Genomic DNA, 20,394 nt, shown 5'->3' with positions numbered 1-20,394 from the left:
GCGGTGCTCGCCGAGGCCGCAACACGACGTCGCGCGGGTGCTGGCTACGCCGCGACCTCGAACTCCGCGAGCAGGCGCCGCAGGTGCGCGACCAGCTCCGCCCGCTCCGTAGGCCCCAGCGTGTCCCGCCGAGCTCGAGCGAGGTCGATCACGAAAGTTTCGTCCGATATCTCGAACACCGGCGGCAAAGGGTGCCTGTCGCCGGTGGTGGCGTCGACCGCCGCCGCATCTGCAGCCGGCGGCGCCGCGTCGTCGTCCGGCCGCCCGAGAGCACCCACGTACGCCTGAAGCTTCTTCGCAGACCACTCCTCTGCGAGGACGCGCGCGATGAGCTTCTCGAGCTTCGCGAGCGCCTTCTCCTTGTCGTCGGTCTTGTCGCCGCGGGCGTAGTGCCGGTACGCCCGGATGACGTCCAGCGCGTGCCGGCTCGAGAGAACGCGCCGTTCTCCGTCCACGTTCGCCCCCTTGACCATCGCGGTCTTCACGACGAGCGGCGCTTCGTGGATCTCAATGAGGCGCTGCACCTTGCGGAGGGGCCAGCGCAGCTGCTCCGCCATGCCCTTGCTGTCGAGGCCGTCCTCTTCCATGGTCTGTGCGACGACGCGAGCGAGCTCGACGGCGTTAAGGTCTTCCCGCATCACGTTCTCATAGAGCTGCCGACGTCGGACGTGCTTCGGCTCGCGGTTGATGACGGCGGGCACAGTGGCGAGGCCCGCGAGCTGGGCCGCGCGCCAGCGCCGTTCGCCCCAGATGATGACGAAGTGCCCGTCCTGGCTGGCGTCGGGTCGAAGCTCCAGCGGCTCGATGATGCCCTCCCGGCGGATGCTGGCCGCGAGCTCCTCGAGACGCCCTTTGTCGAACTCCTCGCGGGCCTGCGACTCGTCTCGGTTAACGAGGTCTATCGGGACCTCGACGATCTCCTTCCCTGATCCGGTGAAGATCTGGTTCAGGGATAGCCGGGGCCTCGGCGTTCCGGTCGCGGCGTCGGCCTGCGGACCGCGATCAGTGAGCTGCGCCGCCGACACTCGAGCGCCCTCAGACATGGGCCGCCTCCGTCCGCGCGAGGAACTCCTGCACGAAGACTCGGTACGCGTCGGGCCCCTTCGAGTCCTTGAACCTCGCGTCGAAGAGGGACGCGGCCTCCGCCATCGAGCGGGCGATTGCGACGGCGCGCGGGATCCGCGCCTCGTAAAGCGCTTCGCGACACTTCTCCTCCACGAACGCGAGCGCTTCCTCCGACTCCTTATCGCTCGTCCAGAACGTCGGCAGGTACCGGATGAGCGGTCGAGCCTGTCCTTCGAATACCTCCTCCAGGATGGTACTGAGCTCGACGATGCAGCTCGCCGCAAATCGCGTGAGTTGGACCGGCGCGATGATATGCCCGCACGCGACGAGCGTATTCGCCATGACCGCCCCGCCACCCGGCCGACAGTCGCAGAGGACGAAGTCGTAGCGGTCCTCCACCTTGTCGAGCGCGCGGCGCAGCTTCACCGGGCCGCTGACCATCGTCTCCTTCCCGAGCCGCATCTCGGTGAGGACCGGGTCCGGGTCGGCGGGCACGAGGTCGAGGTACTCATCCAACTTCACCGGCGCGAACTCTCGCTCAGGGTGCAGCATCAACTCTCGCGACGTGTAGCTCACGCGGAGCTTGTCGATCCCGAGCACCAAGCTCAGATCGGCCATCTGCGGATCGAGGTCCACCACCAACGTGCGCTTCTTGTGCTCGCGGAGCCCCCACGCGAGCGCTGCCGCGGTCGCAGTCTTCCCGACGCCTCCCTTCGGCATCACGACCGCGGCCCGCACTGCCCTTCGCTGCTCAGTCATTCCGCACCTCCATGTAGGATACGCACCTACCTTGGCAGCGTATAGGATGCTATGTAGTTGTCAACTGGCATCTTCTAGCTTTCCCGCCCATCCGCAGGTTCCGAGCCATGGCTAACGCTGTGGCGCGCTCTAAGTGACCGACGGCCCTACGTCACCGGTGACGTACGCCGCGCGCAACATCACGACCTTCGCCGTCACGAGCCTAGTGTCCGGCCCCCCCGGCGGCTTTGGCCCCGCATCGAGGCGGGCGTCTGGCGCACGCGCTCAGTTCCCACGACGTGGGCGCCGACCCCGTGAGGAGCCGATGACCTGCTCCGCCCTCGCACTCGCTGCACTGCTCGCAGCCGAGTCAGTGACTCCGTTCGAGGTAGTGGAGCCCACTACGCGGCCAGGACGCCGGGCTACTTCCCGTATTTCCCCAGCCGCGCTCAGCACTCCGCGCCCCTACGCCTCTTCATCGAGGCCGCGAAAGAGCTCGGGGTGCGCGCACCGTGACCCTACGGTCGGCCGCTGATTCAGCGCGTGTCCCCCCCTCGGTGTAGACATCGCGCCATGCGCGAGGCCATCGACGTCGCCCGCGGCGGCAGCACCGAGCCAGCCGAGGTTGAGACGCCTTCAGGCGTGGATGAGAAGGACGACGGCGGCTTCGCTGCGTTGCCGCTCGGGTTTCTCGGAACGCCTGCCGGGCAGGCACTCAACACCAAGATCGCAGACTGGATCGGAGCCCAGAACGATGGGAGCCGGGCGCGCCACCATCGGGAATCGACGGAGCTGCACTGGCGCTACGGGCTCATGGTGCTCGTGATCGGAACCGCCGCGGTCCTGGACAGCACGATCGTCGGGTTCCTCGGTCTGGCGCTCGGGTACCTGTTCGGTCGTTCGCAGAAACAGGAGTAGCTACCGGCGGGTAAGCAGCCGCTCCATGTCAGCCCCGCCTGATAGTATGGGTGCGCATGCAGACCACAACCGGCATCGCGTCGCCCCAGGTCGCCTCGAACCCCGATCTCGACTACCTCCTTGCGCAGGTCGCCGAGGCGGTCCAGCTCACGAACGACCAGTACAACCGAGCGACGGGCCACTACGAGGCCGTCGGAGACTGGCTGGCCGCCCCGGGTGGTCCGCTGGCGGCCTTCGCCCCGACGATCTACCCGCAGGGCTCGATGCGCCTGGGGACGACGGTGAAGCCGCGCGGCGAAGTCGAGTACGACCTCGACTTCGTGTGCGAGGTGCGGGGAGGTGCCTGGACGGCGATGAAGCTGTACGACGCCGTCCACGATCGCCTGCACGCCCACGAGACCTACCGGGCGAAGCTGAAGAAGAAGAAGCGCTGCCTCTCCCTGGAGTACGCGGGCGATTTCCATATGGACATCATCCCGGCGATCGCAGACCTGTCGCGAGGCGGGACGTGCGTCAAGATCCCGGACACTGCGCTCGCGAGCTGGACGCCGAGCAACCCTCGCGGATACGCAGACTGGTTCAAGCAGCGTTCCACCGTGCTCGTAGAGAGGCTCATGAAGGCCGCGGCAACCGAGCCCCTGCCTATCCAGAGCGACGCCTCCGAGAAGCTCCCGCTGGCGCTCGCTGTTCAGCTCATGAAGCGCGCGCGCGATGTTGCGTTCAACGGAGCGGACGATGCTCCACGTTCCATTATCCTGACGACGCTGTCCGGGAATTACTACTCCGGGGGAACGTGCGTCGTGAGCGCGATCATCGAGGTCGCCCGCGCGATCCAGCGGCTCGTCCGGACTGCGGCACCTGGACCCATTTCAGTGGTCAACCCCAGCAACCCCGACGAGGACTTCACCGACGGGATCACCGGCGAGCGCCAGAGGGCGCTCGGGAGCTTCGCATCCATGCTCGAGGCCCGGGTCGTCGAGCTGACGCAGCTCCGCGGAGAGCGCCTCCGTCTTGCCCTGGAGAAGCTCTTCGATGGCGGCCCCGGTGCGAAGGTCCACCCTGTCGCGGCCGCGTTCCAGAAGTACGCCGAGTTGCAGAAGACCCGTCGCGACGCCGGCACGCTTACCTCATCCGCGAAGGGCCTCGGAGTGGTCGCGCCTCTCGCTGGCGGCTTCCGAGTTCCCAGCAACACGTATTTCGGCGACTGATGTACCGCGCTCGTCCGCTTTCCATATCGCAGCAGGCTATCGCGCTCCGAGCACTCTGGCCCGGGTGCCACGTGGCCGTGCAACGCGAGACGCGCATCCGCCGCGGTCGGAAGCGCACCACGGAGTTCCTGATCGCGAGCGGCACGCTATCGGCGACTCCGATTACCGAGGAGTACGAGGTTCGGATCGAGTATCGCGAACGCGAGAACCCGAAGGTCTTCGTGGACCGGCCAGCGCTCGCGCGCCGCGTCGAGGCGCCCGACGTTCCGATTCCCCACATGTATGAAGCGAACACCCCGGGGGCAGAGCGGCCCTGCATCTTCCTTCCAGGAACAGACTGGGACTCCACCATGGCGATCGCGCGGACGATCCTGCCGTGGTTCCGATGCTGGCTGCTCGACTACGAGGTGTGGCGCGCCACGGGAGTCTGGAGCGGCGGCGGAGCGACGCACTCGGGCCCGAAGGCCGAGGCGACATCCCCATAGACCGGCGAGCGGTCCGAGGAAGAACACGCATGGCCAAAGCTCCTCCGAAGCATCCAGGCAGCCCGTCGTCACCGGTCACACCCGTCGGACGCAAGATTAAGGAGAGCACGCGGATTGTGCTCGCTGTAGCTGCCGGAGGACGGTGCGAGTTCCGCGGGTGCAACCAGTTCCTTTTCGAGCACCCGCTGACGCTCAAGGCCGGCAACTACTCGGAGAACGCGCACATCGTAGCGTTCAGCCAGGAGGGCCCACGCGGAGAATCGTCGGCACGCCCCAGGGACATCAACGCTCTCTCGAACCTGATGCTGCTCTGCAAGACCGATCACACGCACATCGACAAGAACCCATCAGATTTTCCGGTCGACGCGCTCAAGTCCTACAAGGCTGAGCACGAGAACCGGATACGTCATGTGACGGGGCTAGCGCCGAACATGAGAACCACCTTCGTGCAGCTCAAGGCCAAGATCGGCGGTGACGCCGTGGGCATCCCGATCCACAACGTGACAGAGGCCGTGGCGCCCCGGTACCCGTCGGATACGACCGGGTATGTCATCAACCTGACGGACTTGGAGCACGACGACGACGCTTTCGTCGCATCGGCCGAGAAGACGATCGCGACCAAGGTCCGCCGTCTTTACGAAGGCGGTTCCGACGTTCAGGAGACTCGCCACATCTCGCTGTTCGCGCTCGCCCCGATACACCTGCTCGTTTATCTCGGCACGCGACTCAGCAACAAGATGACGGTCGATTTCTTCCAGCTCCACCGTGACGGAGAGAATCCTTGGGCATGGAAGAAGACCGCTGGTCCCGCGGTGAAATACACATCCCGCGTTCTCCAGCGCGGGACGAACAATTTACAAGCAGCTCTCGTCCTCTCACTGAGCGGCGCGATCGACCTGTCTCAACTCCCTGCCCAAGTCACCCGCCAGCACACGGTGTACGAGATCACGCTCGCCAGAAGAACGCCTTCTACGGACTTTCTCCGTCGTCGAAAGGACTTGCAGGCATTCCGACGCGCTTACCGCGACACGCTGGCGAAGATCAGGAAGAACCACCCACGCGTTCGCGAGATCGAACTGTTCCCGGCCGTTCCCGCCCCGGCCGCGATCGTCTGCGGGTACGACCTCCTGCCAAAGATCGACCCTCTCCTCCGCGTCTACGACAACGACCGCAACCGCGGAGGCTTTACTCTCCGCACGACGATCAACCCGAATGACAAGCAGTACGACTGAGCACGTGTCGTGAACAGGTCCAGGCGAGCACGCGCTGTACGGGGGCCCAGATGACTCCCCACTCGTACCTGCAAGGACTCCTGTCGCAGTACGCATTGCAGCAAGCAGAACTGAACGTCCTTCAGCGCATCCGAGGCGATATCGAGACCTGCCTTCGGCGAGCGTACGGAAGCTCGCCGCGCATCTACTACGGTGGGTCCTACGGGAAGGACACGATGATCCGCCCGTCATACGACCTCGACCTCGTCGTCTACTTTCCGAGCACCGAGCTGGCGTCATTGAAGGACATCTTCTGGCACGTCCACAACGTTCTCACGGGCTCCCGGTACGTCGTAAAGCCGAAGACCGTTGCTCTGCACCTGCCGTACGACAACGGGTTTCACGTTGACGTCGTTCCCGGCCGTGCACAGGACGCCACATTTCGCTACGCGACGCTGTTCAAGAACGTCGGCAACGGGAGCACCCTCCAGACGAGCCTCAAGGTTCACATCGACGCGGTACGCAGGCCCGGGATCCGCGAGATCGTCAAGCTGATGAAGCTCTGGCGCGTTCGGCGGCAGTTCTCCAGCAGCACCTTCGCGCTGGAGATCCTCATCAACCGCGCCTTAGCGGGAACGCCCGTGTCGGACTTCGCGCGGAGCATGCAGCAGGTGTTCTCCTTTATCGTTTCTGACGTTCAGTCGATGCGGTTCGTCGATCCTGCGAACTCGAACAACGAGCTGGACATCAGCCTCTCGGAACGAAGCGCGCTCTACTCTCAAGCCGTTCAGGCGCTGAACGCTCCGTACTGGGGTGATATCGTCTGGTAGACGGGTGCGCTTTCGCTCTCGACCTGTCGGAGCAGGTCTCGCCCACATGCCGCGGAGTACACAGTGGCCGCCGACCCGATTCTGTATTGCCTCGAACACGCGACCGACTACCGCCAGTTCGAGAGATTCTGCTGCGACCTCATGGTCCGTGCAGGATGGACGGGAATCGAACCACTCGGCGGGTCGGCTGACGGCGGCCGAGATGCGCTGTTCACCGGCTCGCGCAGCAGCGCGCCGGTGATCTTCGCGTTCAGCTGCCGGAAGGATTGGCGCAACAAGCTCGAGGAGGACTTGGACAGAATGGTCGAGTGCGGGCACCCGTGCTCGTCTGTGGTGTTCGTTACGAGTCGGTCTGTCACGGCTGCGGAGCGCGATGAAGCAGTTTCGTTCACTCACACAACCCACGGCTGGGATTTGGAGCTCTTCCCCGCGGAGCGGATTCGCACGCTGCTCTCAGCAGGTGCTCGAACTCTCATTGAACTCCACCCCGCGATCTTCAACCCAGCCTTCTTCCCGAAGAAGGTGCATGCTGAGACGCCTCGCCACAACGAGCCGTATTCGGTTGGCAACGGAGCGTTGGCTGCGTTCGAACTCGGCCTCGCGTCGCAGAACCTCGAGTACCGAGTATCGTTGGCAGCTTTCCTGATCGGCCCCGTCCCCGAACCCGACCTTCACATTCCCCTTGACGATCTCGCGGCGCGCCTGACTGCAGCCAGCCGCGTCATCCTGCCCAAGTCCGAGGCAGACAGCATTCGCAACGGATGTGCTTCGCTTCGTTCGGCCGCTAGTTCCGCTGAGACGACCGAAGAAGCACTGTGTGGAATCGCGAGAGCGCTTCAGGCGCAGATCGCCTCGTCCAAACTCTTCCTGTCCGAAGATCGCGCTCAGGCGGCATTCGCAGTTGGCGAGCACCTCGGCCTATGGGACCGTACTTCGATCGAAGAACGACATGCGAGTATCGCGCCGATTGCTCCAAGCCTCACGACTCTCGGACTCGCGCATCTTCTTCCACAGATCGAGGCGCGACTCGTCCGGTTTCGGGAGGCGAAATCCGTCGACGACGTCCACGTGCCTTCTGAGGTTTCCGATTTGGTTCGGCGCGCTCTATCGCTGCCCCGAAGCGTGCCCGACGCGTCAACTGCGCCTGACTGGAGTGGAATCGAGGAGCTGCTTCGGGACCAGCACCGGCGATTCCGAATGGAAGGACGTCAGCGTTGGGCTTCAGCGCAAGCCCACGGTGTACCTGCCCCACCGTCCATCCTGGAACTGGCTGAGAAGACCGTGCTCGCCGGTGATGACGAGGATGCGTACGCAACGCTGGACCTGCTACGACGCGAGAAGGCGGTCCCGCCGGAAGTCTGGCGCCGACTTGCCGTTGCGATCGCGCGTGGCGAGTTCTCAAACCGCGAACGGACGCAGCAGCCGCTCGCATACGAGCTCGTGAAGGACCCGGATTCGATCGCAACGGTGTTCCGCGCGCTTATCGCTAGCCAACTCCCGGGCACTACAACGGACGCGCTTCTGTCCGCGATCTACTTCCTGGTTGATGGCAACTTGCCGCTTCTGCGCCCCAACGCTGAGAACGTCACCGAGGTATGCGAGGTCCACTCCTCGAATACGTGGTCTGCGAAGATCCGTTCGGCTCTTGGCTAACGCGACGTTCCGAACCCTCCTGATCTACGAATCCAGGAAGACCAGAGTCGTCGTTCGAGCCATCGGAGGAGGGGAAGCGTTCGCAGTCTCCTCCGGAGTCAGCGAAGAGGTGCCGATGAGCCTTTCGTGGGGCTGGAGACGCTTCACGACTTGGCGTTCCGGTTTCAGCCGACGGCGACGTCCTTGAACTGGTGCACCGGGCGGCACTCGACCCTGCCCTGATCACATCCGGAGCGGCAACGAGCGCGAACACGCGCACGTCGAGCGGCTGAGCCGGTTCCGAAACTCGGGGGGGAACTTCATGACTTCGACGCTCTCGAAGAGTCGTGGACTCCGCGGTTCCGCCGCTGAAACGAGCGGCGCCCCTCCGGCTGAGAACGGCCGCGCGAACGCCGGTGCTGGACGTTCGAGCGAAGGCGATCAACGTGGTCGCCCTCCTTGCGCCTCGCCCGGGCACCTTCTGCTTACGGTGTGTCAGCCGTCTCCAGCATGGCCGCGTCCGCCTTGTTCTGCAGGTTGACGTCGCCCGTGACGAGCACCACCCGCGCGGCCGGGTGCTCCGCCGCGACAGCGAGGACAGCCGCGATGATGCGATCGTCCGCCACGGAGGCGTCGAGCCAGGAAAGGGAGCCCTTCACGTCGGGCTCGATGTGTAGCGACTGGACGGTGATGGAACCGTCGACGACCGTGCCGTCGTTGAGCGTACGTCCGGCGCGTCGCGCCTGGTCCCGCCAGCCCTTGATCCTGGTGATCGCGCGCATCGCGCCGTCGCGAACGTCCGGATTCTTGTGTGCGATCTTGAGGTCGTCGATCTCGTCAAGAACGGGCGGCAGCAGCACGAGCGTGAAATCGTCGCGCCCCGCGATCGGCCGGTACATGACCGGATCGGGTTGGTCGACGAGGCTGTTCGTATCGGGCACGAGCAGCACGCCCGTGGTGCCGATGCCCTCGAGGACCGAGAGGACCTGGGCCAGCGCGTCCGCGTCCTTCCGGAGCGCGGCTTCGTTTCGCGCCTCGTCGGCCGACAGGGTGTAGTTCGTGCCGAGCTCGATCCACGCGCTCTTGAACTTCTTGTCCGCCTTCCTCCAATCCGACACGAGCCTTTCCGGAGCCGCGCGCAGGAGCACGCGGACGACTTCCGAGAAGGGTTCGTACCGCCGCTTCAGCTCAAGCTGGGCATCCTGCTGCGCGGCGCTCGGCTTCTCGAAGTGGAAGTCGGCGCCCGACATGACGACGGCCGTCCCGAGGTCCCGCTCGAGGCGACGCACCCCGAGGCCTCGGGCCAGCTCCGACGCCTGCTCAACGATGCGCTCGAGCGAGCTGCGAAGCCGGGCAGCGATCGTGTTCGGCACGTGCATGTCTCCTCCCTCGACTGGCGCGGCAACCCTGGGCGCCGCGTCCTCGAGCAACTCCGGCGCGCCGCCCGACGCCGCACTGCCCGCACCGTCCGCACCGAGCGTCACGGATTTTGGTGCGCCGGTGGTGCGCAGCGCACCATCCGGAAAAGAAGAAGGCCGCGTTCCGTCGGTTTCCCGAGAGGAATCGCGGCCTTCTGAGTCGGGGAGACAGGATTTGAACCTGCGACCCCTTGGTCCCGAACCAAGTGCTCTACCAGGCTGAGCCACTCCCCGGTGCTTCGATCGGCGGTACTGCACCGCGCCTCGGGAGGGCGTCGGTCCGTCGCAAGGCGGCGTAGATACTGGACCTCCGGAAAGCTGTCAAGGGTGAAGAGCGAGCGGGCGTGAGGCGGGGGATCGAGCGGGCTGCACGCCGGCGGTTGCGTGCGCCGGAGCGCTCTGGAAGGCGCTCCAGCACGTGCTCCGGCGACCTCCGGGCGCCCCTCCTCCCGCCCTCCCCCGGCTCCCTCCGCGGCCGGGCAGCAGGCGCGCGAGAGGGCCCCAGGCGCGGCGCTGCACGGCGCCCGGGCCCTCCCGACGCATCCATCCCTCCCGGTCAGAAGCCGGTCACCATCGCGTCCGCGGCGAGCCCGTCGAGGCGGCACTCCACCCGCGTCGTCCCGGCGGCGAGGGCGCGGACGAGGCCGGGGGTGCCGGAGTCGAACGCGGCGGCCGTGGGCGCGGCGCTCCACCAGGTGACGTCGCGGGTCACGTCGACGCGCACGCCGTCCGAGTACCTCGCGTACGCGCGGAGGGAGTCGGCCGTCCCGACGGGCAGCGGCACGGCCGGGGTGCTCGGGTACAGCTCGACGAGCTGGGCGCTCGAGACGGTGAACCCGGTGGACTCCTGCCACGCCGGACCGGACGCGGTGATGAAGGCGTGTCCGGGCTTGAGCGCCTGGATCGCGCCGGGGCCGATGACCTTCAGCACCGTCGGATCGCTCGACGTCCAGGTGACCGCCTCGTCCGCCTGGGAGTCCACCCCGATGTTGCGCACCCAGTCGAAGACCGTGACGGACGTCCGCTCGTGGACGTGCAGCACCGTGGAATCGTGCAGGCTGGAGAAGTCGCCCGGCAGGTCGAAGACGTTCACGGCGATCCGCGTGTCCACCCCTCCGTACGAGGCCGTGACGAGCGCCTCGCCGGGCGAATGCGCCGCGATGGAGACGTAGGCCCCGGAGGTCTGCACGGACGCGACCGTCGGGTTGGACGACGCGACGGTCAAACCCTCGATGGTGCTGGAAACGGACTGTCCCCGCGCCTCCACCCGGATGCTGGTCCACCCTCCGGGCGCGAGGGTGAGCCGGCGCTTGTCGGGCACCAGCGCCGTGTACGAACCCGCCGTGGCGTACACCCACGCCGTTCCCGTCGCGCCGCCGAACGCGGCGCTGACCGTGCCGGTGCCGGCCGAGAGCACCTTCGCGATCGGCGGCGAGCCCGAGACGCCGACCACCACCCCGTCCGCGGACCAGGTCGCGAGGCTCGTCACGTCCACCTCCGCCGCGTTCGGGACGAGGACCGCGGTCGCGGTCGGCGCGAACGAGAGGCCGACGACGTCGGGCGAGTGCGTCGCGATCGTCACGCTCGCGACGGACGGCGGCAGCCCGGTCACGGGGACGTCCACGATGGACCCGCCGAGGGTCCCGGTGAGCACCGCCGACCCGGGCGACACGCCCAGGATCCCGAACGTCATGGCGGCGTTGTTCGCCGTCAGGACCGACGTGGGCCGGGCGACGTCGGTCGCGCTCGAGGTCCAGGTGACCCACGGCGTCACGTCCGCCGTGAAGGTGCCGCCGGCGCCGTCATCGAACGTACCCGCGACGGCGACCCGCACCGTACCCGCCGGCACGACGCTCACGCTGGCCGGGGAGGCCGCGAGCGAGCGGAGCGGCGCCACGTAGACGGTCGCCGACGCGGTGACCGCCGTGCCACCGGACACGGCGTACGTCGCCGTGATCGTCGTCGTCCCGGGCCCGACCGCGGTGAGCTCGCCCGGCTTCGCGGGGTCGGTCGAGAACGTCGCGACCGCCTGGTTGGAGCTGCTCCAGGCGACGGCGACGTCTGGATTCCACCCGCTGTGATAGGAATACCCATCCGCCGAGAACTTCGCCGTCGTCCCCTGCGGGAGAGTGTACGGTCCGACCGCGCCGTTCGCGAGGGCGGGCTCGAGCGAGAGCGCGTACAGCGACTCCTGGACCACGACCTCGGCGCGGCCGGCCACGCCCGCGACCGTCGCGATGACCGCCGAGGTCCCGGGACGCGTCGCGGTGAATCCGCCGTAGCCGAAGTAGCCGACGGGCGGATCGTCCATCACCCACTCCACCGCGTCCCCGACCGGCACGGCCTCCCCGCTCGCGAGGTGGGCGGTCGCGGTGAACACCTGGTTCTGCGTCACCGCGAGCAGCGCGGACGAGGGCGTCACCTCGATCGAAGCGGGCACGGGGATCACCGTCACGGTCGCGGTGGTGCTCACGCCGCCGAACGACAGGGTGAGCTTCGCCGTCCCGGGCGCGTGCGCCACGAGCCGAGGTTGGCCTCGCAGGCCGTAGACGACCTCGACGATCGAAGGCGCGTCGGACGACCAGCTCGCGAGCTCGCCCACCGACGCCGTCGCCGTCCCCGCGGACGCGGTCGCGTAGACGTTGGTCGTGAGCCCGGCGACCAGGGGCAAGGAGGACTCGAGCCACAGCGCGGTCGGCGCCAAGACCTGGACCGTCACGGTCTGCGTGAGCCCACCCGCCCGCACCGCGACGGTGGTCGAGCCCGCGGCGAGCGCGCGGTAGCGAAGATAGCCGTCGGGCTCTCGCTCGACCGCCACGACGGCGGGGTCCGCCACGGTCGCCTGGACGACCTGATCCGCCTGGGCCGACGTCGCGTCGGGGAACGAGAGCGTCCCGGACAGCCAGGACGTCCCGCCGACCACCAGCGTCTCGGTGGTGCGATCGATCGAGAGCTGGCTTGCCGTCGAGCCGGTGACCTGCAGGATCGACGCGGCGGAGACGCCGGCGTAGCTCGCGCGGACGACCGCGCTCCCGGCGCTCATCGCGGTCGCGACGCCGGTCGTCGGCTCCACGGCCGCGACCTGCGGCGCGTCCGTCGTCCAGACGGCGCTCGCGGTCACGTCCTCCGTCGTGCCGCTCTTGTGGACGGCGGTCGCGCGGAGCGGCAGCACGTCGCCGGCCGGGACCAGCTGCGGCGCGGGGTCGATCACGAGCGCCGCGATGCCGTCCGGTCCCACCGTGACCGTCGCGCTGGCGGTCATCCCGGACCAGGAGCCGGTCACCGTCGCGCTCCCCTGCGCGAGCGCCTCGTACCATCCGGATCGCCCGGCGAACGCGAGGACGCTCGGGGCGCTCGACGCGAAGACCGCGAACGGGGTGACGGTCTTCCGGCTCCCGTCGGCGTAGACCGCCCTGGCGTCCACCCTTCGGGCGCTCCCGACCGCGATCGTGGCGCCCGCGGGCAGCGTCAGCTCGAGCCCCACGAGCGCGGGCGGCTGGTTCGCCACCGTCGCCGTGGCCTGCGCGGTGAACCCGCCGAAGGTCGCGGTGAGCTGCGCGGTGCCGAGCTTCACGCCGGTGAGCGCACCGACCGTCACCGTCGCGACGTCCACGCGGTCGCTCGCCCAGGTCGAGAGCCCGGTCACGTCCACCTCCGGCCCGGCGGCCGTCGCCCCGAGGCAGCGGAGCGCGACGGTCTCCCCGACGCCGACCACGGGCGCGGCGGGGTCGATCCGGACGGCGGTCACGGTGGCGTCGATGACCGAGAGCGCGGTCTCTCCCCGGATCCCGCCGAGCGTCGCCCCAACGACGGTCGTGCCGATGGCCAGCGCCGTCGCGACCCCGCGCGTCCCCGCGGTGTTCGACACCGTCGCGGTCGCCGAGGTGGACGAGGACCAGGTGGCCTCCGCCGTGACGTCCCGGGTGGTGTGATCCTCGTAGGCGCCCGTGGCGTGGAACGCGACCGTCCCGCCGACGATCGTCGAGGGGTTCGCCGGCGTGACGACGATGGCGGTGAGCTTCGCCGCGGGTTGCGATCCGCCACCGCCCCCCGAGCACCCCACCACCGCGAGCGCCACGAGCCCGAGCACCGAGATCCGCCGCATGGTCCCCCTCCGCGGGAAGCGGCGCGAGAACGCCGCGTTCACCAATGGATGACGGACGCAGAGCGTACACGGGCGCAGCGTGGCCCGGCAAGCGCGGGGCGCGCGAGGGATCTCCCTATGTCGGAAGGTGAAAGGACGGCGCCACCGCGGTCACCGCACGCAGACGGCCTCCAGGTCCGCGAGCTCCTTCGGCACGCCCTCGGTGAGATTCACCTGGCCGCCCTCGGTCACGAGGACGTCGTCCTCGATCCGGATCCCGACGCCGCGCAGCTCCGCCGGCGCGTCCTGGTCGTCCTCGGGGACGTAGATCCCGGGCTCGATGGTGAGCACCATCCCGGGCACGAGCGGCCTGGGCTTGCCGTCCACGAGGTAGTCGCCGACGTCGTGCACGTCCATGCCGAGCCAGTGGCTGGTCCGGTGCATGTAGTACTTGCGGTACGACTTGTCGGCGATCCGCTCGTCCACGCTCCCCTTCAGCAGCCCGAGCCCGACGAGCCCCTCGGTGATCCGCCGCACCACGCCGTCGTGGATCGCGTCGAGCGTCGTGCCGGGGCGGACGGCGAGGATCGCGTCCTTCTGGAGTGCGAGGCAGAGCGCGTAGAGCTCGCGCTGCGCCGGGGTGAACTCGCCGGACACCGGGAACGTGCGGCTCACGTCGGCGGTGTACCACTCGTACTCGCCGCCGGCGTCCACGAGGCACACGTCGCCGTCCCTCAGCACGGTGTCGCCGGCGCGGTAGTGCAGGATGGTCGAGTTCACGCCGGCGGCGACGATCGTCGAGTAGCCGGGGCCGGTCCCGCCGCGGCGCCGGAACGCGTACTCGATCTCGGCCTGGACCTGGGACTCGCGCCGGCCGGGCTGGCCGTCGCGCATCGCCGCCATGTGGGCCTCGGCCGTGAGGTCCGCGGCGCGGCGGAGCTTCGCGAGCTCGTCCGGCCCCTTCACGAGCCGCAGCTCGTGGAGGATCCGCCCGGAGTCCGCCACCGCCTCGGGCGCGCGCTTCCCGGTCCGCGCGGCCGCACGGAGCGCGACCAGCACCCGCGTCAGCCGCGCGTCCCACGCGGCGTCGAAGCCGAGCCGGTACCAGAGCGTCGGCGCGCCCTCGACGAGCGCGGGGAGGAGGTCGTCCATCTCCGAGACCGTGAACGCCTCGTCGGCGCCGTAGAGCTCCTTCGCGCCCTCGACCCCGGCGCGCCGGCCGGTCCAGATCTCCTTCTCCCGGTCGCGCGGCCGGACGAACAGCACGAGGCGCCGCTCGCCGCCGCGCGCCGCGAACACGGCGCACCCGTCGGGCTCGTCGAGGCCGACCGCCCACGCGTGATCCGAGTCCTGCCGGAACAGGTACTCGTTCTCGCCGTTCCGGAGCTTCTCGCCGGCGGCGGGCAGCACCATCACGCCGCCGCCGCGCCGCTCCAGCTCCTCGAAGATCCGGGCGCGGCGGGTCGCGTACACGTTCGGGTCGAAGGTCATGTGCGTCGAGATATAGACAATCAGCGCGCCCCCGGCCAGCGGGCCCCGCACCACGCCTCGAACGCCGCGTGGGCCTCGGCGGGCGCGCCCGGCGCGGCCTCGAGCCACACCGTGTCCTCCGGCGCCTTCTCGAGCGGCACCTCCACCTCGACCAGCTCGTCGCGCCGGAACACGGTGAGCCGCACGAGCCCGCCCGGTCCCCGCTCGCACAGCCGGTCCCACAGCGCCGCGCGGTCGATCCGGAACCCGTCCTCGGCGACGAGCTCGTCCTCGGCGTAGAGCCCCGCCCGCCAAGCGGGGCTCCCCTCCCGCACGGTCTGGACCGCGAGCTTCGGCCCGGGGGCGAGGTCGATCCCGAGCCACCCCGCCGGCGGCCGGCGGTCGTCCTCCTTCGGCGGCGTGCCGCCCTTGTCGTCGAACCCCTCCGCCGCGCGCCGGTGCAGCGCCACGCCGAGGAGCCCGAGGTCGAGCTCGAGCGGCCCGACGCCGTGCACGTGTCGCTCGAAGAACTCCCGGGCGGCGTCCGCGCCGAGCAGCTCGGCGGCGACCTGCTCGACGCCGTCCTCGGGGACCCCCGACTCGCCCCACCGCGCGACGAGGGTCCGCAGCAGCACGTCGAGCGACGACCCGGCGCGGCGGAGCGCGAGGTCGAGGGCGAAGGCCACGAGCTCGCCCTTCAGGTAATAGGAGATGGTGCTGTTCGGGGTGTTCTCGTCGGGCCGGTACAGCTTCACCCACGCGAGGAAGCTCGCCTCCTCGACGCTCGTCTTGCGCGCCCCCGGCGCGCGTTCGAGGAGGGTGAGCGCCTCGCCGAGCTTCCTCAGATGGCGCTTCGGCTCCACCAGCCCGGCGCGCACGAGCGAGAGCCCCTCGTAGTACGAGGTCGCCCCCTCGAACCACCAGAGCAGGCGCGTGTACTGCTCCCGCCCGTAGTCGCAGGGCAGGAGCGCCGCGGGCCGGAGCCGCTTCACGTTCCAGAGGTGGAAGAACTCGTGGGCGACGAGCCCGAGGGTGTCCTCGTAGGCGTCGCGAGGGAAGAACTGCATCCGTCCCACGCTCAGGGTGCTCGAGCGGGCGTGCTCGAGCCCGCCGCGCCGCTTCTCGGTGAGGTGCAGGATGAAGAGGTAGCGGTCGTAGGGGAGCCCGCCCATCCGCGCCGCGAACGCCTCCACGATCTTCCGGGTGTCATCCACGAGCCGCGCCTCGTCGAGGTTCCCGCGCCCCCAGATCGCGAAGGCGTGCGGCTTCCCGCCCGCCGTGAACCGCACCAGCCGGTGCCGGCCGAGCTCCACCGGCGAGTCCACCAGCTCGTCGTAGTCACGCGCTGTGAACACGTCCGGCCCGCCCTCCAGCGCCGTCGCGACCTGCCAGGCCTCGGGCGCGTCGATCTCGAGGACGTGCGCCTCCCGCTCGCGGCCGGGCACGTACGGGAAGACCGCCGCGCCGTTCAGGTACCCGTGCGTGCCGTCGAGGTGCGCCGTCCGGACGGTGAGCTCGTTCGCGTAGACCCGGTACCGGAGCACGAGCCGCCGCGCGCCGCCGGTCGCCACGCGCACCCGGTGCTTGTCGAGCCGCTGCACGGCGAGCGAGCGCCCCGCGCCGTCCTCGGCGTGCAGCCCCTCGACGTGCCGCGCGAACTCCCGGACGAGGTAGCTGCCCGGCGTCCAGACGGGGAAGCGAAGCTCGACCTGATCGCCCGGCTCCTCGATGGCCACCTCCACGTGGAAGAGGTGCGAGTGAGGCTCGGGCATGGCGAGGCGGTAGCGCATACCGGTCGAGTGTAGCCCGGGATCAAGTCCGCCTCCCGGCCTTGCTGCTATCTTCACGCCCGGACCGGGGAGGTCGGGTGGCTGCTTCTTCACAGCGCGGCGGTGCCCTGGCGAGCCGCCGGGAGCCGCTCCTCAGGCTGTACCTCCTCGGCCGCTTCGAGGTCGTCCGCGAGGACGTCCCGATCCCGCCGCAGGCGTGGCGCCGCCGCCGCCCCGCCGACCTCCTCAAGCTCGTCGCGCTCGCCCCGGGCCGCACCCTCACCCGGGAGAAGGCCATCGAGGCGCTCTGGCCGGACAAGGATCCGGCGAGCGGCGCGAACAACCTGCACCGCGCGCTGTACGATCTCCGCCAGATCCTCGGCGGACGATGGGTGGACATCGAGCGCGGACGGCTGCGGCTCCGCGAGGACGTCTGGCTCGACGTGGACGCCTTCGAGCACGCCGTCCAGGCGGGTGGGCGCGAGCGCTGGGCGGAGGCGGTGGCGCTCTACCACGGCGAGCTCTCGCCGGAGGATCGCGAGTCGCCCTGGCTCGCGTCGCGCCGCGCCCTCCTCCGCGCCCGCTTCGCGGAGGCGATCGAGCCCCTCGCACGCGCCGCGGCCGACGAGGGCAACGGGAGCGAGGCCATCCCCCTCCTTCGACGGCTCCTCGAGGTCGAGCCGGCCGCGGAGGACGCGCACCAGCTCCTCATGAAGCTCCTCGCCGGCTCGGGCCGCCGCGCGGAGGCGCTCCGCCAGTACGACGCGTGCGAGTCGGCCCTGCACGCCGCAGGCCTCGCCCCCTCGGAGCAGACGCGCGGCCTGCGCCAGGCGATCCAGCGGGGCGAGCTCGGGCCCGCCCCCGCGGCGCTCGGCGCGGACGGTGCCTGGCGCGCGGCACGGCGCCTCCTCGGCGCGGCGGAGCCCGCGCCGGTGCGTGGCCGCTCGGCGATCCTGCTCCTCCTCGAGTCGCTCGCGGAGCGCGGCTACGGCGCGCTCGTCCTGCTGGGCGAGCGCGGCGTCGGGAAGACCCGCCTCGCCGTCGAGGGGGCGCGCATCGCGCAGGCGCGCGGGGCGAGGGTGTTCACCGGCATCGCGTGCGCGCCGGCCGCGGCGGGGGCCAGCGCGCCCTACGCGCTGTTCGCGGATCTGTTCCGGGAGGAGGCGCGGGTCCACCCCGGCGCGCCCGACCCGTTCGCGGAGATCGCGGCCGGCGGGTCGGCCGAGGCGATCCGGCTCCGGGTCCTCGACGCGGTCGTCGCCGCGCTCGTCGCCCTCGCGGAGGGCCACCCGCTCTGCCTCGTGCTCCAGGATCTGCACGACGCGGACGAGTCCTCGCTGAACCTGCTCCACTTCCTCGCGCGCCGCGCCCCCGAGCTGCGCCTCTCCATCATCGGCACCTGCCGGGAGGACGCGATCCACGCCGGGACGCCCATCCAGATGGCGCTCGCGCACCTCGACGGCGGCCGGCTCGCGCGCGGCGTGCGCGTGCCGCGCCTCGGCCTCGCCGGCACGCGGGAGCTGGTGGAGGACCTGCTCGGCGGCCCTGCGCCGGAGGGCGTCGTCTCGAGCGTGTACCACGCCACCGACGGCCTCCCGGCGCTCGTCGAGGAGGCGGTCCGGAGCCAGGCGGTGCCCGGCCAGCAGATCCCCGCGGATCCCGCCGCCGCGCTCCGCGCGCGCGTGGCGCGGCTCGGGGCGCGGGCCGAGGCGCTCCTCGCCGCCGCCGCCGTCGCGGGGAGGCGGTTCGACTTCGAGCTCGTCCGGCCGGCCACCGGGCTGAACGCGCACGAGGCCGTCACCGCGCTCGAGGCCTGCCTCGAGGCGCGCCTCCTCGACGAGGACGGCGCGGGCTACCACTTCCACGACACCGTGGTGCGGGACGTGATCTACGACGGCCTCGCCCCCGAGCGGCGGGCCGCGCTGCACGCGGCCGTGGCCGACGCGATCGAGGCCGCCGCCGGCCACGCCGCCCCGGCCGAGGCCCTCGCGTACCACCGCCGGCTGGCGGGCCAGCGCGAGCGCGCGGTCCGGCACCTCGTCGCCGCCGGTCACCGCGCCGCCGACCGGGCCGGCCTCTCCGAGGCGCTGACCTTCTTCGCCGAGGCGCTCGCGCTCCTCGATCCCGACGACGTCTCCGCCCGGCTCGAGCTGCTCGACGCCGCGGGGCGGGTGCAGCTCCAGCTCGGCGAGCTCGGCGACGCGGCCCGCTCGTTCGGGGACGCGGCCCGGCTCGAGGCGAGGGCGGGGGCCGGACCGGCGCCCGAGCAGCGGGCGCGCGCCCACCGGCTCGCGGCGGTGGCGCTCGCGGCGGGCGGCGATCTGACCGGCGCGCAGGAGGCGATCGACGACGGCCTCGTCGCCGCCACCGCGCAGGCGCCGGAGGAGGTCGCGCCGCTCCTCCACCTGCGCGCGCAGCTCCTCTGGCACGCCGGACGCCACGAGGCGGCCCTGGCCACCGCGAGGGCGTGCGTCGAGACCGCCGCGGCGGCCGGGGACGCGGATCTCGTCGCCCGCGGCCAGGACCTCGCGGCGATCGCCGGCGGCATGCTCGGCCTCACGGAGCTCCCGCCCGACGAGCCGCTCCCGGCGCGCGCGCGGCTCCACCAGGACACCGCGCCGGAGCACCTCCTCGACGTGCACGCCACGCTGTGGGAGCGCGACCTGCTCGGCGACGCCTCGGCGGCGGAGGTCGCGCGCGCCGCGGCCCTCATCGTGGAGCGCGCGCGGCAGCGGAACGCGCCGGAGGCCGTCTCCTCGGGGCGGCTCGGCGAGGCGACCTGCGCCCTCGCCGGCGGGCAGCTCGAGGCGGCCGAGCTGGCGCTGCGGGCCGCGCTCGAGGGCTTCCGCGGCGGCAGGTCGGCGTTCGGCGAGGCGCTCGCGATGGAGCGGCTCGGGACGCTGCTCACGATCCGGGGGCGGATCGACGAGGCGCGCGAGCTCCTCGGCGACGGCGTCGTGATCGCCGAGCGGGCGGCGCTCCGCCGTCACGTGCTCGTGCGCCTCCACGCGGCCGAGGCGCGCAACCGGCTCGCCGCGGGCCTGTTCACCGCCGCGGAGGACGCGGTGAAGGAGGCGAGCGAGTCCGCGGCGCGCCACGGTGAGTGCGCGTCGTGCGACGCGATGCTCCGGGCGGAGGCGGTCCGGGTCGCCATCGCCCGGGGGCGGATCGCGGACGCCGACGTGGAGGCGAGGCAGCTCGAGGAGCTCGCGAGCGCCCGCGGCGGCCGGGTGCTCGGGGCGATCGCGCGCCTCGCCCGCGCCCGCGTCCTCGTCGCGCAGCAGCGGAGCGAGGACGCCCTGGTCGCCCTCGCCGAGGCGCGCGCGGCGTTCCTCGCCGCGGGCCACCGGTACGAGGCGGCGCGGTGCGTGCGCCTCGAGAAGTCGCTGCGCGGCCCCGCCGGGCTCGCGCCCGCCCTGCTCGAGCTGGATGCGCTCGTGGTCGTGGACGGGGACGCGTAGCGGTCATCACGCCCTCAAGGGCGGCCTCGCGCGTTCACCCGACCCCGCACCCGGACGCGAACCCGTCATCCCGACCCGTGTCCCTGTCCCGCCTGCCCCGTGGCC

General features: G+C 70.5%; 13 protein-coding genes and 1 tRNA gene. 7 read left to right on the top strand and 7 right to left on the bottom strand.

The genetic code is table 11. The annotated features are described in order from the left end of the window. Window positions 1–44: 44 nt before the first annotated feature. Entirely contained in the window at window positions 45–1,043 is a 999-nt protein-coding gene (locus MNZ27_RS00850; RefSeq protein ID WP_242392124.1) for a ParB/RepB/Spo0J family partition protein, read from the bottom strand. After that, window positions 1,036–1,824, bottom strand: coding sequence for a ParA family protein (locus MNZ27_RS00845; RefSeq protein WP_242392123.1), 789 nt, complete (start codon window positions 1,822–1,824; stop codon window positions 1,036–1,038). The genes MNZ27_RS00850 and MNZ27_RS00845 overlap by 8 nt, the downstream gene beginning before the upstream one ends. A 552-nt stretch (window positions 1,825–2,376) precedes the next feature. Between MNZ27_RS00845 and MNZ27_RS00835 the strand changes: the two genes are divergently transcribed. The 6 genes from MNZ27_RS00835 (at window position 2,377) to MNZ27_RS00810 (ending at window position 8,108) form a co-directional block, all read left to right on the top strand. Further along, entirely contained in the window at window positions 2,377–2,721 is a 345-nt protein-coding gene (locus MNZ27_RS00835; protein ID WP_242392122.1) for a hypothetical protein, read from the top strand. A 56-nt stretch (window positions 2,722–2,777) separates the two neighbouring features. After that, window positions 2,778–3,929, top strand: coding sequence for a nucleotidyltransferase domain-containing protein (locus tag MNZ27_RS00830; RefSeq protein ID WP_242392121.1), 1,152 nt, complete (start codon window positions 2,778–2,780; stop codon window positions 3,927–3,929). 77 nt (window positions 3,930–4,006) lie between these two features. Beyond that, the gene (locus tag MNZ27_RS00825) at window positions 4,007–4,414 is read left to right on the top strand and encodes a hypothetical protein (RefSeq protein ID WP_242392120.1); all 408 of its coding nucleotides are present in this window, start codon (window positions 4,007–4,009) and stop codon (window positions 4,412–4,414) included. A gap of 29 nt (window positions 4,415–4,443) precedes the next feature. Next, window positions 4,444–5,646, top strand: a complete 1,203-nt coding sequence (locus MNZ27_RS00820) for an SAVED domain-containing protein (RefSeq protein WP_242392119.1) — start codon at window positions 4,444–4,446, stop codon at window positions 5,644–5,646. Between the two features lie 50 nt (window positions 5,647–5,696). Then, a complete protein-coding gene (locus MNZ27_RS00815) occupies window positions 5,697–6,455 on the top strand; it encodes a nucleotidyltransferase domain-containing protein (protein ID WP_242392118.1) in 759 nt (252 codons plus the stop codon). Window positions 6,456–6,518: 63 nt separating this feature from the next. Next, window positions 6,519–8,108, top strand: coding sequence for a restriction endonuclease (locus MNZ27_RS00810; RefSeq protein WP_242392117.1), 1,590 nt, complete (start codon window positions 6,519–6,521; stop codon window positions 8,106–8,108). Between the two features lie 464 nt (window positions 8,109–8,572). On the opposite strand, the gene MNZ27_RS00805 is transcribed toward MNZ27_RS00810, so the two are convergent. The 5 genes from MNZ27_RS00805 to MNZ27_RS00785 all read right to left on the bottom strand — a co-directional run bounded on the left by MNZ27_RS00805 (window position 8,573) and on the right by MNZ27_RS00785 (window position 16,849). After that, on the bottom strand, window positions 8,573–9,571 hold the full coding sequence (locus tag MNZ27_RS00805) for a PIN domain-containing protein (RefSeq protein ID WP_242392116.1): 999 nt from the start codon (window positions 9,569–9,571) through the stop codon (window positions 8,573–8,575). 94 nt (window positions 9,572–9,665) lie between these two features. Next, a tRNA-Pro gene (locus tag MNZ27_RS00800) sits at window positions 9,666–9,739 on the bottom strand. A gap of 322 nt (window positions 9,740–10,061) precedes the next feature. Next, entirely contained in the window at window positions 10,062–13,610 is a 3,549-nt protein-coding gene (locus tag MNZ27_RS00795) for an Ig-like domain-containing protein (RefSeq protein ID WP_242392115.1), read from the bottom strand. Between the two features lie 150 nt (window positions 13,611–13,760). Next, entirely contained in the window at window positions 13,761–15,080 is a 1,320-nt protein-coding gene (locus MNZ27_RS00790; protein ID WP_242392114.1) for an aminopeptidase P N-terminal domain-containing protein, read from the bottom strand. Between the two features lie 20 nt (window positions 15,081–15,100). Further along, a complete protein-coding gene (locus MNZ27_RS00785; RefSeq protein WP_277957436.1) occupies window positions 15,101–16,849 on the bottom strand; it encodes a M61 family metallopeptidase in 1,749 nt (582 codons plus the stop codon). 77 nt (window positions 16,850–16,926) lie between these two features. On the opposite strand from MNZ27_RS00785, the gene MNZ27_RS00780 reads away from it, so the two are divergent. Further along, window positions 16,927–20,289: a BTAD domain-containing putative transcriptional regulator gene (locus MNZ27_RS00780; protein ID WP_242392112.1), complete on the top strand. Its 3,363-nt coding sequence runs from the start codon at window positions 16,927–16,929 to the stop codon at window positions 20,287–20,289. Window positions 20,290–20,394 lie beyond the last annotated feature (105 nt).

The organism is Anaeromyxobacter oryzisoli (genome assembly GCF_022690765.1).
In the GTDB taxonomy this organism is placed as follows: domain Bacteria; phylum Myxococcota; class Myxococcia; order Myxococcales; family Anaeromyxobacteraceae; genus Anaeromyxobacter; species Anaeromyxobacter oryzisoli.
This window is presented reverse-complemented; position numbering and strand designations above follow the sequence as displayed.